General features: G+C 61.8%; 8 protein-coding genes. All 8 read right to left on the bottom strand.

All coding sequences use genetic code 11. The features are described from left to right. Positions 1 to 227: 227 nt before the first annotated feature. A complete protein-coding gene (locus tag NLI01S_RS09270; RefSeq protein ID WP_067602328.1) occupies positions 228 to 797 on the bottom strand; it encodes a hypothetical protein in 570 nt (189 codons plus the stop codon). Continuing rightward, the gene (locus NLI01S_RS09275) at positions 794 to 1,303 is read right to left on the bottom strand and encodes a hypothetical protein (RefSeq protein WP_067602391.1); all 510 of its coding nucleotides are present in this window, start codon (positions 1,301 to 1,303) and stop codon (positions 794 to 796) included. The genes NLI01S_RS09270 and NLI01S_RS09275 overlap by 4 nt, the downstream gene beginning before the upstream one ends. A gap of 50 nt (positions 1,304 to 1,353) precedes the next feature. Continuing rightward, entirely contained in the window at positions 1,354 to 3,960 is a 2,607-nt protein-coding gene (locus NLI01S_RS09280; RefSeq protein ID WP_067602331.1) for a TPR repeat region-containing protein, read from the bottom strand. A gap of 70 nt (positions 3,961 to 4,030) precedes the next feature. Further along, on the bottom strand, positions 4,031 to 4,357 hold the full coding sequence (locus NLI01S_RS09285) for a hypothetical protein (protein WP_067602334.1): 327 nt from the start codon (positions 4,355 to 4,357) through the stop codon (positions 4,031 to 4,033). Between the two features lie 509 nt (positions 4,358 to 4,866). Then, a complete protein-coding gene (locus NLI01S_RS09290) occupies positions 4,867 to 6,237 on the bottom strand; it encodes an outer membrane protein assembly factor BamB family protein (RefSeq protein ID WP_084392424.1) in 1,371 nt (456 codons plus the stop codon). A 56-nt stretch (positions 6,238 to 6,293) separates the two neighbouring features. Beyond that, positions 6,294 to 8,759: a TPR repeat region-containing protein gene (locus NLI01S_RS25660; protein ID WP_157090991.1), complete on the bottom strand. Its 2,466-nt coding sequence runs from the start codon at positions 8,757 to 8,759 to the stop codon at positions 6,294 to 6,296. 30 nt (positions 8,760 to 8,789) lie between these two features. Continuing rightward, on the bottom strand, positions 8,790 to 9,113 hold the full coding sequence (locus NLI01S_RS09295; RefSeq protein ID WP_067602340.1) for a hypothetical protein: 324 nt from the start codon (positions 9,111 to 9,113) through the stop codon (positions 8,790 to 8,792). 199 nt (positions 9,114 to 9,312) lie between these two features. After that, positions 9,313 to 13,275 carry a type VII secretion protein EccCa gene (eccCa, locus tag NLI01S_RS09300; RefSeq protein WP_371850605.1) on the bottom strand — a complete coding sequence of 1,321 codons (3,963 nt, stop codon included), beginning with the start codon at positions 13,273 to 13,275 and terminating at the stop codon, positions 9,313 to 9,315. Positions 13,276 to 13,466 lie beyond the last annotated feature (191 nt).

Below are 13,466 nucleotides of genomic sequence, written 5' to 3' on the forward strand. Positions count from 1 at the left end.
GCGTCCCGTCCTCCAAGAGCAGGGTGTTCGCCCGAGGCTCGGGATCAGGGGAGGTACGGCGAGTAGGGACATTAGTCAGGGTTTGACCTGTCGGTCAATGCGTATGCGCGTTTCGTGACGTTGGTGACCGGGTGCGAATTCCCTCCTTTCCTCGGTCGAACCGGCGGGCCTCGGTGGGCGTCTCAGGCCACCTGAGGCGTGTTCCGATCACCGGGCCCCGAGGACGTTCACGGCTCACCGGTGCCGCAGTCGACGTAGTCGACGACGCTCGCCGTGTATTCTTCCTGACTGTCGAAGGCTTCCTCGTACTGTTCCTTGTAGGCCTTGACGAAGTCCTCGCCGCTGACGGTCTCGTCGCACCAGGTGACCTCGTTGTGGTACATGGCGTTGCCGAGACCGCTGTCGACTTCGAAGAGGGGGATGTCGTTCTCCCAAGCGTCCTTGTCCAGCTCGACCACGAACCCCTCCAGGTCACCGTCCTCGTATCCGGCGTCCCATTCCACGTCCGCATCACCGCCACCCTCAGGGACGATGACGCCGTGGTCGAACAGGTGCTCACGGGTGCCGCCCATGTTCACGAGGACCTCGTCCGAGCCCGCTTCGTCGATCATGCGATCCAGGGTGTACAGCCGGATCTCCCGTTCGATCCACTGCACGGAGACATAGTCCTCGGGCAGGCCCGACGTGGGCTCCGGTTCGGGTTCGGACGTGGAACAACCCGATAGGACCAGCCCCGCGGCGAGGGCGAGCGCCGAGAGGGCTGGTGCCGGGACGGTGTGTCCGTGGTGGGGGTTCACGGCTCGCCGGTCCCGCAGTCGACGTAGTCGGTGACGCTCGCCTCGTAGGCATCGTGGGCGTTGAGGGTTCCCTCGTACTCGTCGATGTAGGCGTCGACGAACTCCTCACCGGTCACGACGTCCCCGCACCAGGTGACCTCGTTGTGGTACATGGCGTCGTTCAACGCACTGTCGATCCGGCTGAGGTTGATCGTGGTGTCCCACTCGTCCTCGTCGAGTTCGACGGTGTACCCGTCACCCTCCTCTTGGACGACCCGGGACTCGAACAACCGATCCCGTTCGTCACCGATGTTCTCGACGACCTCGCCTGAGTCGCCTTCGGTGAACATCCGATCCAGGGTGAGCACCCGCACCTGGCGTTCGACCCAGAACGCCGAGATGTGCTCAGAGGTGTCATCGGTGTCCGGCCCGGTCTCGGACTGGGAGGCCGAGCAACCGGTCAGGGCCAGACTCGCCGACACGGCGATGCTGAGGAAGACGGGCGCACGGCCCTCATGACGGGTCAACGGGTTCTCCAGGTGCTGTCGAGGCGGTCGTTCACAGGGGAAGCCGTCGGTCACTCCCCCTGGTCGTCGAAGTAGCCACGAGTGTCGTTGTACGCGTTCTCATACTGGCCGACGATGTCCTGAACACGTTTGTCCCCGGTGTGGGTACGACCGTCGGTGGTGGTGATCTCCACGTCGTCCATGATGTTGCTGATGGCGGTGTCCATACCGTTGAGAGCGCTGTCCTGGTTGTCCGTCCACTCCGCGGGGTTCTTCTCGACGTTGAGGGTGACGGAGTCATCGAAGACGAAGTCGTCGTCCAGGTCCTCGGCGGTGACCGGTTCGCCGTCCCGTTCGATGGTGAGCGCTCCACCTTCGACCAAGGTCTGGATATCGTCCGGCCTGACAACACTGTTGAGGTTCTCGGGAGAATATTGTGCCAGGTAGTCGAGGCCCTCGACCCGGTAATTACGTTCGATGTACTCGGCCCCGGTGAAGGTCGGGTGCCGTGGTGACACGTCGTATTCACCGTCGATGATCGCATTCACGATGTCATCCGTCGCCAGGCCCATCCCCTTCGAAATACCCTGGCCGATAACGGGGATCTTCTCGGACAGGTTCGCGGCCTCGGACACCACGAAATCGGCGATCTCTGTCTGCCGATCGATCTCCTCGTCCAAGTTGGTCGAACGGTCGGCGGAATCCCTCTTCAGCCCCTCCTCGAAAAGAGCCTGGAGTTGTCCGGGACCTCGCGCCGACTCTTCGTCCTGGCCATGCTCGAAGTAGGCGGCGGATTCGATCTGCTGGTAGATGTCGATGGAGTTGGCCACACGTCCAGCGCTCTCGTCGTTGCCAGAGAGGAGCTGCATGTACATGGCCCGTTCCTCGGGTCCCATACGTACGAAGTTCGTCTCCGGATCGAAGTCCCCGATACCTGTGACCGGTTCCTTTCCATCGAAGATGTCGCTGTCGGCGAAGCTGTAGATGTGCGCGTCGAAGATCTCTACGAGACTGTCGGCGAGAGCGCCGTTGAAATGCGTGAAGGAGGCGTCGGTGTACTCGTTGTCCCCCTCGGTGACACTGACGCCGGTGTTGATGAGGGCGTCGTGCATCTCCGGGTCGGTGATGGTCTCCATGAACCCGGTGAAGGCGTCGCCCGCGCGCTCGCTCACCTCGGGATCCTCACTGTGCACGTCCTCGGCCAACCAGTCGGTGAGCTGTCGCGCGGTGTGCCCGTCGTCGTGCCACTCGAAGGTGAGGGTGCCCTCCAGGGCCTGCTTGCGCAGGTCCTCGTCGCCGTAGGGAACGCCCGGCTCCTCGTTGAGGTGCTCCCCGGTGAGGATGTAGTAGTTGGAGTCCTTGTTCCGGGAGGCCACGTCGACCATGTGCGAGACCTGCTCGGAGTCGGGCAGCACGCCGTCGGAGTCGTGGACCTCGCCGCCCCAGGCGTCGAGGAAGGCGCCGGTGCTCAGGTGGAGGTTGGTGGACAGGCCGTAACCGGCCTCCAGGTTCTCGTCGGTGTGCTCCATGAAGGCGGAGAGCGCCTTCATGTCCATGCCCATCCCGGCGGGGCCCGCGGAGATCTTGCCCTCCGCGTCGGGGTTGATCCACGGCCCCTCGACCGCGTGACGGAAGCTCTGGGGCAGGTTGTCGTAGCCACCGCCGATACGCGGATCCGACAACGCGAGTAGCCCGTCGCCGAGCGTGCCGAGGGCCTGTTCGCGTTCCTCGTCGCTCATCCCGGACTCCGCCATGAGGTCGGGGTAGGCCATGAGGCCCGCGCCGGCGCCGTCGCGGTAGTAGGGCTCCTCCAATTGCCGGTAGAACTCCTCCAGGAACTCGACCTCCTCCGACTCGAACTGCGTCCCGTTCTGCTGGTGACCGCGGGCGTTCGACCCCATCATCGCCATCACGAGCATGAGCTCGTGGTAGCGGTCGTCCAAGGGTTTGTCGCCGGACCAGTAGGCCGAGAGTTCGTCGGCGTACACCTCGGCGTTCTCCGGGGTGAGCTCGACGTCTTCGAGGAGCCCGGAGTAACGCGACGGGTCGAGGCTGAGGAACCCCCAACCGGCGTTCCCGGCCTCGATGAGCTTGGAGACGTTCTCCGGCGTCGGCCCCTGTTCGAGCATGGTCCGGACCTCTTCGGCGGTTTCCTGGAGGGTGTTCCAGTTGGTCCGCTCGCGCTCGATGAGGCCCTCGCGCACGGTGGAGAGCTCGTCGTAGAGGTCGCGACACCTCTTCTCATCGCCGGCGCCCCAGTCCGTCCAGAGGAACCCGTCGGCCTGGGGGTGGGACTCGGTGATCCGGTCGCCCTGGTACTTGGAGGGGACGGCGCCCTCCTTCTCGCCCTTGCTGGTCTGCCAGGTGGAGAGCTGGGCCTCGCGTTCGTCGTCGAAGGCCTTGACCGTGTCCGCCCACATCTCGGCGACCGAAGAGGCATAGCTGACCGAGACCGCGGCGTCCCGCCACTTCTGGATGTCCTCCTCGGAATGCCCCTGGATGTTCCAGGCGATGAGGTCGGTGAACTGATGCGACGCGGAGTCGAAGCTCCCCCCGAGGTCGTCGGCGCGACCGAGCACGCGGGCGTTGAGGATCTCCAGATCCGAAGCGCAGTCGTACATGTCGGCCGAGCGTCCGTAGAAGTCTCGGGGAAAGAAAACGAGGGCGATGGTGGCCACGGTCATCCTCAGAGGCGAAGAGCGAGCGGGGTGGTGGAAGGGGACTCTGGCTGGGGCGGGGCCACGGGGGTCAGTCGAAGTTCAGGTCACGGTGGGACTGCCAGGGGTGGAAGCCGTCCGAGCTGTCCAGGTCGTTCTGGGCGACCTCACCGGCGCCGGCCTGGATGTTGTTGGCTAGGGCGAGACCGTGTTCCTGGAGGTCGATGAGGGCTTGGTCGGCCTCCTCCCGGAACTTGTTGAACCCGGATCTGACGTCTTCGTGGCCACAGGCGCCCACCGCGTCTCCGAGGAGGAGGTCGAACGCGTCGGCCAGCCCGGCCATCGCGGCGGCGAGGGTCTCGGCGTACTCGCCGCCCTCCATCGCCTCGATCGGGTTGGCGCCCGCTTCGTTGGTCATGGGGCACTCCTTTCGGATGAGGGTGTGGCACCGGTGGCGGGTACCGGTGTCCGCTGACGCCGCTTCGGGGAGTGACGGGAACAGGGTCGCCTGGTGCGACGATGGTAAGAGGAGGAGAGTTTCATACCAAAGGAAACAGAAGTGTAACGAGGCCCGTATTACCAGAGGCGACAGTACGCAAGGTGATCGTCTCTGCACGGAGCGGATCGGATTCGGTGTCGGGCCTCACGGGGAAGCACCGGGCCGTGACCGGATGTGGCCGTGATGGTTCCCGGTTTCTCACGGCTGCATGGATCAGTGCGCCAGGCAGACAAGAGGCCACATCCGTCATATGTCAGGTCTTTGACCTTTGTGAATTAGCATGACGATCACCTATCCCTGTCCGATTCTGCTCGACGCGCTTCGGCCAGCCAACCAGTAAGAAACAAACACGCGAGACCGTGTATGCCCTGAGCGGATTGGAACTGCCGATTCGGGGCATGGTTTGACTGATGGAAGCGGACGAAAAATCACCGGAACCCGACTACTCGGGGGATGTTCCGGGAACCAGGGAACTCGCGTAGGAGCACCGCTCCGGGTACCTCCCGGAACGTGTACGGTCCGACCTCTTCGTCGACGCGCGCGATACTCGGAATATCGGTGGTGTCCACATCGATCGGCAAGGTGACACGCTCGTCATCGCCGGTGTCCCAGTCCAGTACGGCCATATCTTGTTCTTCATCCTCGCCGACCATGCGAAGCTTGAGTAGAGAGTCCTCCAGTACAAGGAAGTTGTTGAAACTACCTCGCGCGACCTCCGTGGTGGTCTCCAACTTCTGACGCACAGTGCCGTCGAAGTCATGCAGCTTGTAGGTCAAGCTCCTGCCCTCCAAACCGGGGGACTCCCCCTCTTCCGCGGTCAGATAGCCGTCTGGCAGGACACGGAGAAGCGGAGCCTCGGCGGTACTGGGCAGATCGTCGGCGACTACCTGGCCGTTGCTGGTGTCAATGACTACTGTGCCGCGCTGCGCGGCGATGTTCTGCAACACGAGCAAATCCCCGACCACACCGAAGTCGAACTCAGCGGAAGGGCTGGGCACAGGGAAGATGTCCTCATCCAGTTGATAGTCCTCACCCTGCCGCATACGCCACAGTTCCTCCCCGTTGGCCTGATCGAGGCCGACCACGGTGGTCTCCTGGAAGGGACAGGCGTAGGTGAGCACTACTTGGTCGTCGGTGAGCACCCCCTGCGAGATGTTGGCCAGGTCGGGTTCCTCACAGGCCGAAAGGGTCGACTCCCACTCGGGTCCCCCTTCCTCCCACGGAGTCAAGGAAACTTGGATTTCATGGGAAGCCTGCGCGGTGAACAACCCGCTGTCACCGATGAGTCCAGCCTTGTTGATGGTGAACTGAGTGGGCCCCGAGGCACTGTGATCACGGCGCCAGAGTTCCTCACCAGTGCCGGTATCGAGTACGACCATGGACTGACCAGGGCTATAGGCCATGATCGTACCGGTGGGAGAAAGAGCTAGGTCAGACTCGTCACCGGTCTGGTTATTCTCCGGTAGCAGGAAGCTCCAGGTCTCCTCCCCGGTAGCGGTGTCCAGGGCCACAGCACCGATGTTCAGTTGGATGACCGCACCAGTGCTGGAGGGATGCAAGGCCAGAACCTGGCTACCGGCGGGACCTTCCCAGGTCCAGGCAGCTTCGGTGACCGTGGAAGGTATGGGTTGGTACTGCGGTGGAACATCGGTGCTGCGATGCTCGACAGTGTTGCCCGCCAGAGGTTCCGCAGAGTCGGAAATGTTCTCCGGTTTGTCTTCTGTAGAGCAGCCGCTGGCACCCAAAAAAAATGCAATGACAAGGATGAAAGCAGGATATCTATTATGTCTCATTTGCATCGCTATTCCTCGATTTGAATAGACTTCCCCTCTGGTTTTGGGTTGGCTCTCAAGGTTTAATTATTTATAGAATAATGTTCTTCCTTTACCTTTTCTCGGGCATTCTCGTAAGCATTGGCATACTCGCCCATGGCGGTGTTATGGTCGAACTGGCTGTCCCCCCACTGGGTGTGGTAAATTTCCTGCCAGGCCAAGGAAAGTGCTGCGTGCTCGTCTCCCATTTTTTCAACGTTCCATTTTTCCGGATCCAAGGGAACAGTTCTCTCCCCATTTTCTTCTTGGATGAGATTCGGAGGAAGTCTGTCCATTCGTGGGTCGTCTGAATCGAGGCCAGCCAGTAGGAGTAGTTTATAATTCTCTTCCAGTTCCCATGCCCCAAGGCTATTCTCTGTATTGATCTCGGCAATATGTGACTCGAAATCCAAATTTTCCTTGATGGAGATCTTGATGGTCTCAGAAGCAACTGAGCTGCCATGAATTGGGATTTCTGATAGGGCGGAACCCAGCAGGTCTGTAGCGTTGTTCGCTACTCGCTGTTGGTAGTCCTTGTCCTCCTTATTTTTATCGGTTCTGACTTCAGCTTCTCTTGAAAGCGCCTCGTCAACCATTCCTCTTAGGATGCCTGATTCAATTGCGCCTCCGGGATGCAAAGACTGATCTTGGGTGAAATCATTTATTTTCTCAAAATTAAAATTAACAGTCTCTGCATGCACCCGTGAGGCGGCGTTTCCGTCCCCCATCACCTGCTGGATGAAGTTTGTCCGATCATCAGGGTTGAGGAATAGTGTGCCGTCTTCACCAATATGAGTGTCTTGCCCATTAGGAGCCCCAGTGCTACCGATAGGAAGTCCGTATCCACTGGAAAACTCATCAATATAAGTGACAAAAAGGTCCGCCCAAGCCATTGCCATTTCGGGGTTCACGTGGCCAGCGGAGGCATTGCTCCATGTGGTGTCGACCAACTCTCCTTTATCATTCGTTATCTGTCCACTCACCTCGTATCCCGTTCCAGAGAGAGCGTCCATGAAAGCGGGGTCACCAAACAGTTCAATGTAGGAGGCCATGGCTTCATCGGCTCTCTCCTTCTCCCAATAGTCTCCTTCCGTTGCATCTACAATCCAATCAGTTATACCGCTGACGGCTTGGCCGTCGTCATCCCAATCATAGGTATATAGACTCCGTAGAGTCATCTCGGGATCTAAACCGTGTCGAGGGTGCTCATACTGTCCTTCTCCCGTAAGGAGTGCGTGGTTGGAATCTTCGTTTCTTGTGGATACATCGATCAAATTTTCTAGCCACCAAGAAGCCAAGTAGGGATAATCCTCTGCCGATCCATCAAGTGCGTATCCGAGCGATTGAGTGAGATTAACAGAGAATTCCTCTCCGCCTTGTATATATGCGTTTGTTTTTCCGAACATAGCTCCCAGTGTCGCTGCGTTGGATTGCCATTCACTGGAGGGAGGGTCGTTGCGGTAGGGCCCCTCAGCAACATCTCTAATGCTTTGCGGAATATTGTCATATCCTCCAAGGAGGCTCTCGTCAGATAGGACAAGAATTCCGCCTCCTAGTCCACCTAGGATAAGATCCTTCGTGTCCTGGTCGATTTCAGCATTGTAGATAATCTGCTCTGAAATATTCAAGACACCTGGAGGCTGTCCCCCTTCTCCTCCTGCCTCCTCTAGAGATTTGTAGAATTCATTTAGGAAGTCCAGTTCTTCGCGGGTAAGTGTGCCGCCATTTTCTTTTCTTTCGACAGCGACGAGGGCCATATTGTTAAGAATCGCGTAGACTTCATTGATATTGCCCTCGTATCCTTCAGGGTCAGCAGCGAAGTCGGCCACGGTATCGGCCATTTCCTCAGGATCGGCATCGATAGGAATCGACTCAATATCGCCGCCGAGATTAAAATAAGCCCAGGTGGAGTAGCCTCCGTCGATGAGGCGTTGCACTGCCTCCGGGGTGGGCCCGTCGGTAAGGTCATCGCGCAACTCTTCAGAACGGGTATAGAGGGTGTTATATGCTGTGGCTTCTTCTAGCTCAGCTTCTTCTTTGAGTTCTATCAGGGCTTCGGCGGCTTTTTCGCTCGGGTTCTTCTGCCAAACGAATCCAGAGGGGCCCTTGCTCAGATCTGCCTCGTAAGTTGGTGCTATGTCATTCCAGTGGTTGATGATGCGCTGGCGCTCACGTTTGTATTCGCTTACGCAGTCGGCCCATTCCTGGGTGATGCCAGCGCAGAATCGGAGGCTCGAAGAAACCTCCATCCAAACTGCGAGGTCCTCTTCGCTAAGGCCAGTGATATCCCATTTAATGACCTCAGTAAACTCTTTGGCGCCACTGTCAATATCGTCATTCAGGCCATCGGCGCGCCCCAGTACTCTTCGCTCGAGCATCTCGATGTCCTCAGCTCCTGCGCGGAGCTCAGACACTTTCATGTCCGGGTCAGGGGTCAACTCAAGGGTGTAGGGACCGACAGTCACGGCGGTGATGGTATCGCCGTTGTAGGTGACTTCTCCAGTGGACACGGAATACTTTCTTATTCTCGAAGGGGGCGGTCAGAAATTGACAGGGGGCATATTCGACCATGCCTCAGTGAACCCGTCGCCAGAGTCGTAGTCGTTCTCGGCGATCTTCGATGCTCCAGCCTGGATACCGTTGGCCAGGGAGATCCCGTTCTGTTGCACGGTGTGGATCTCCGGCTCGAGGTCGTATTTGAAGTTCAGGTATCCAGAGCTGATCCAACCGGCCTTACGGGCCAAGTCATCCATGAGTGCGCTGAAGGTCTCTTCCAGGCCGACCATAGATTCAGCCATGGCCTCGGCCTGAGCTCCCTTCTCAGCGGCTGCCCAGGTATTCGCGCCGACTTCTCCGGAACTCATCAGTCCTACTCCTGCTGTGGTGTTGAAAAGGTTAAGGGGGCCGGGTAATCGGAGTGAGGTAGTTTGACGTGGGTCGTCTTTTCCTCGCGCAAGGTGCCTTTGCAGTAACTTTAGGGGACTATTGATGGCGAGACCGAGTTCCGAGATGGCCGAATTCGGCCATTGCTCGATGAACGGTTTCTCCTCTGCGTGGGCGTCGTTACGCGGGGGGCTCGCTCCAGCCGACCTGCAGCAGGTCGGGGCGCTTTCCACGAAGGGCCAGCTGCGCTCGACCCTGCGGAAGCTGCTTGGAGGCCACACCGTTGGCCAGGCGCCCCTCCATCCGGTCGCCGGAGAACAGCACGCCCGGGGTGGCCATGTCGCTCAGCGACTGGAGCACCGGCTCGAACATGGCACGCGCAGTACCACCGGTACGGCGGGCGGCGATGACGTGCAGGCCCAGGTCCGCGCCCTGCGGGATGAACTTGGCCAGGGGCGCCAGGGGGTTGCTGCGCGAGGCGATCATGTCCATGTCGTCCACGACGATGTACAGGTCGAGCCCCTTCCACCAGCTGCGTTCCCGCAGTTGCTTGGGGGTCACGTCCGGGCCCGGTAGACGCTGCTGGAGGGAACCGGCGAGGTTGTCGGCGACGGCCTTGGTCTGCTCCGCGGTGGTGCAGTAGGCCAACAGGTGCTCTTCCGGAACCAGTTCCAGGTGCGAACGCCGGAAGTCGACCATCACGATGCCCAGCTCCTTGGCCGGGCGTTGGACGATCTGCTTGACCAGTCCGCGCACCAGGGTGGACTTGCCGCTCTGCGGGTCTCCGAACACCAGCAGGTGCGGGTCCCGGTCCAGGTTCATCACGGCCGGGGCCAGGGAGCTCTCGGCCATGCCCAGCACCAGTTCCCGCGACCTGCTCCGGCCGGTCCTGCGGCCCTTGAGCAGTTCGTCCAGTTCGACGCGCTCGGGGAGGGTGCGCACGCCCTGGACCGCCTTCTGCGGCCAGCGTTCCCGGATCCGTTTGATCAGGTCTTGGACACCGTCGGCAAGATCCTCGTCGCTCGCGACACCGTCCACCCGGGGCAGCGCCACGTGGGTGTGGTGTTCCTCCGCCGAAAGGCCGCGACCCGGGGTGTCCTTCGGGATGTCCTCGGCGATCTTGCGTCCGATGCCCGAGTCCATGGGGTCGCTCAGCCGCAGCTCGAACCGGCCGCCGAAGAGCGCCTGCAAACGGGAGCGGACCTGGGAGGAGGCCGCGCCGGTCAGGATGGTGTGCACGCCCAGGGAAGGGCCCCGCGTGGCGATGTCCATGAGGTAGTCGTCGGCGGCGTCGAAGGCGTCCCGGACGGCCGACCAGCCGTCGATCATCAGGAACAGGTCGCCCGGGACGCTGGAGGGCACCGTGCCCTCCGCGCGGGCCTGGCGAAAGGCCGCGGGCGAGTCGAGCTTGTGCTTGCGGAACAGGCGTTGCCGACGGTCGAGGTGTCCGGACACGTCGGTGAGGACCCGCTGGACCTTCTCCGGGTCGGCCCGACCGGCCACACCCGCCACGTGCGGAAGCTCGTCCATCGCTTGGAGCGCGCCACCACCGAAGTCGATCGCGTAGACCGCCACACGACCCGGCGGGTACCGCCAGGCCAGACTCGTGATGACGGTCCGCAGCAGGGTGGACTTACCGGACTGGGGCCCGCCCAGGACGACGATGTTGCCCTCGCCGCCGGTGAAATCCAGCTCGGCGGGGACCACGCGTTGTTCGCGCGGGATGTCCGTCAGTCCGAAGACCGCCTTGGCCTCGGCCGCGTTCGGCTCGGTGCCCGTGCCCTCCAGGTCCTCGCCTTCGCCAAGGTCGGTCAGGACGGTGTCGAAGGTCAGCAGCTCCGGGAGGGGCGGCAACCAGACGGGGCGTACGGGGTCGGCACCGGCGGCCACCAACCGATCCACGGTCACCTGCAGTGTGGTGCGCTTCTCGTGCTTGGGTTTGTCCTCCGACTTCGCCTTGATCGAGTCCACCAGCGACTCCACCAGCGACCCCGCGCCCGTCACCTTGCCCAGGCCGTTGTAGGACAGCAGCGGAAGGACCGGGTCGTGCTCGGTCTTCTCCTCCTTGGCCGGTGGTTCGTAGGGCTGGGAGACCATGGCGGCCTTGAACCGTTCGAAGACCGAGGTGTCGACCTTCAGGTAACCCGAACCGGGCTCCGGCGGCAGGTGGTAGGCATCGCCGACCCCGATCGCCTCACGGCTCTCCGCCTCGGAGAACGTCCGCAGCCCCACCCGGTAGGACAGGTGGGACTCCAACCCCTTGATCTTGCCCGACTCCAGTCGCTGGGTGGCGAGCAGGAGGTGCACGCCGATGGAACGGCCGATCCGGCCGATCGCGACGAACAACTCCGCGAAGTCGGGGTGGGCGGTCAGCAGCTCGGAGAACTCGTCGATGATGATGAGCAGGTGCGGCAGTGGCTCCAGCTCGGGGTCGTTCTCCCGGGCCGCTTCGTAGGCATGCAGGTTGGGCAGGTTGCCGGCGTTCTTCAGGATCTGTTGCCGCCGTACCAGTTCACCGAAGGTCGCCTCGCGGAACCGGATGACCAGGCCATCGTCGTCGGCGAGGTTGGTGATCAGCCCGGCGCTGTGGGGAAGTCGGTCGGTGTCGGCGAAGGTCGCACCACCCTTGAAGTCGACCAGCAGTAGGGCGAGGTTCTCCGGTGAGTGGTTGATGACCAGGGAGGCCACCATGGTGCGCAGCATCTCCGACTTACCGGAACCGGTGGCACCGACGACCAGGCCGTGCGGGCCCATGCCGCCGAAGGCCGATTCCTTCAGGTCCAGTAGGACGGTGTTGCCGCTCGGACCCACGCCGATGGGTACGCGCAGGTAGTCGCCGGTGGAGCGTTTGCGCCAGGTACGGCGGGTGTCCAACGCGGCGACGTCGGGGACCCCCAGGATCTCCGGCAGCCCCACGGTCTCGTGCATGGCGTCGTCGCCGTCGGTCACCGCGATGCCGTAGGGGGCGAGAAGACGGGACAGGGTGGTCAGCTGGGCGACGCCGGCGTTGTCGGCCTTGCCGTCGAGGGGCACGTAGGAGGACTCCGGGTCCGGCTTGATGCCCTCGGTGTCCTCGCGCAGGGTGCCGTCGGCCTCGATCAGGAGCCGTAGCTCCACGGAGTCGGGTTCTTCGCGTCGCTCCGAGGACAGGATGATGACGTGGATGCCGAGGTCGGCCAGGTTGGTGACGGGGGGTTCGGCCTGAAGGCCGGAGAGGGTGGACTGGTACTCACCGTCCAGGACGACCACGAGCCGTTGGGTCCCGGGGCCCGGGGGCTTGCCGCGTCGACGTTGCAGGTCGACGGTGCGCCGTTCGATCTCGTCGGAGAGGAGTTCCGCGACCTGCACGGTGTTGTCCGAGACGAAGCGGGCGGGCATGGGGCCGTCCGTGGCGTCCTCGAAGGTGTTGTGCGGCAACCACTTGGTCCACTCCCACCGCTCCCGGAGTTTCGGGTCGCGGACCACACCGATGCGCAGGTCGTGTGGGGAGTGGAAGACCGAGAGCTGGGAGATCATCGCTCGGACGAGACCGCGTCCGGCCTCCCGGTCTCCGTTGATCGAGATGACGCCGTGCCGTCGGAGCGGCACGACCAAGGGCATCTCGGGGACGTCACCGTAGAGCTCGATGAGCTGGTCGGCGGCACCTTGACAGACGGGGTCGTAGACGATCAGCGGGGAGGAGGTGTCGACCTTGAGCTTCAGCCTTCGGGCCAGCGGCCGTGTGCCGCACCCGACCCGCACGTCGAGGAAGTCGGGGTCGGAGGCCCTGCGCTCCCATCTCCTCGCTCGGGATCGAGCCGGTTCCGTGAGCAGGCTCGGTTTCGGATGACGGAAGGCGTTGTCCGAACGCTGGCCGGCGGCGACGTCTCGAACGATCTCGCGCAACTGGTCCAGGTAGTCGACGTAGCGTTCTCGTTGCTCACGAATGCGCTTACGCGGGCCGTTGTGCTGGGCGACGAACATGATGATTCCGACGATGACGCTCGCGAGCATGATCATCACGCCCGCCACCATCATCAATGGTCGGTGACCCATGGTGATGGACATCAGGAGGGAACCCGAACCGGTGATGATCGGCATGATGATCATCGCGCCCGAACTACCGGCCGGCGCGTTCTCCGGCATCTGCGGCGGTGTCGCGATGACCAGCGGAGACGTCCCGGGCGCTGGTGGTATCTCACGCGCGGGTCGGGGAACAGGTCTCGTCGCCACGGGGGTCCCTTCTCCGTCCACCTGCAAAGTTTCGTGTTTAGGTGACTACGCTATAGATGATCTCGTGGACACAGCGAATCGCCTAATTTTCATCGATTGCGCCCGTTGAGCATGGTAATCAC

The sequence above is a fragment of the Nocardiopsis listeri NBRC 13360 genome (assembly GCF_001570765.1).
Classification (GTDB): domain Bacteria; phylum Actinomycetota; class Actinomycetes; order Streptosporangiales; family Streptosporangiaceae; genus Nocardiopsis; species Nocardiopsis listeri.

What these genes read in the sequence shown, in the direction of transcription:
- NLI01S_RS09290 (WP_084392424.1), bottom strand. Translation starts at nt 6,237, where the DNA reads ATGCAAATGAGACATAATAGATATCCTGCTTTCATCCTTGTCATTGCA.
- NLI01S_RS09285 (WP_067602334.1), bottom strand. Translation starts at nt 4,357, where the DNA reads ATGACCAACGAAGCGGGCGCCAACCCGATCGAGGCGATGGAGGGCGGC.
- NLI01S_RS09295 (WP_067602340.1), bottom strand. Translation starts at nt 9,113, where the DNA reads ATGAGTTCCGGAGAAGTCGGCGCGAATACCTGGGCAGCCGCTGAGAAG.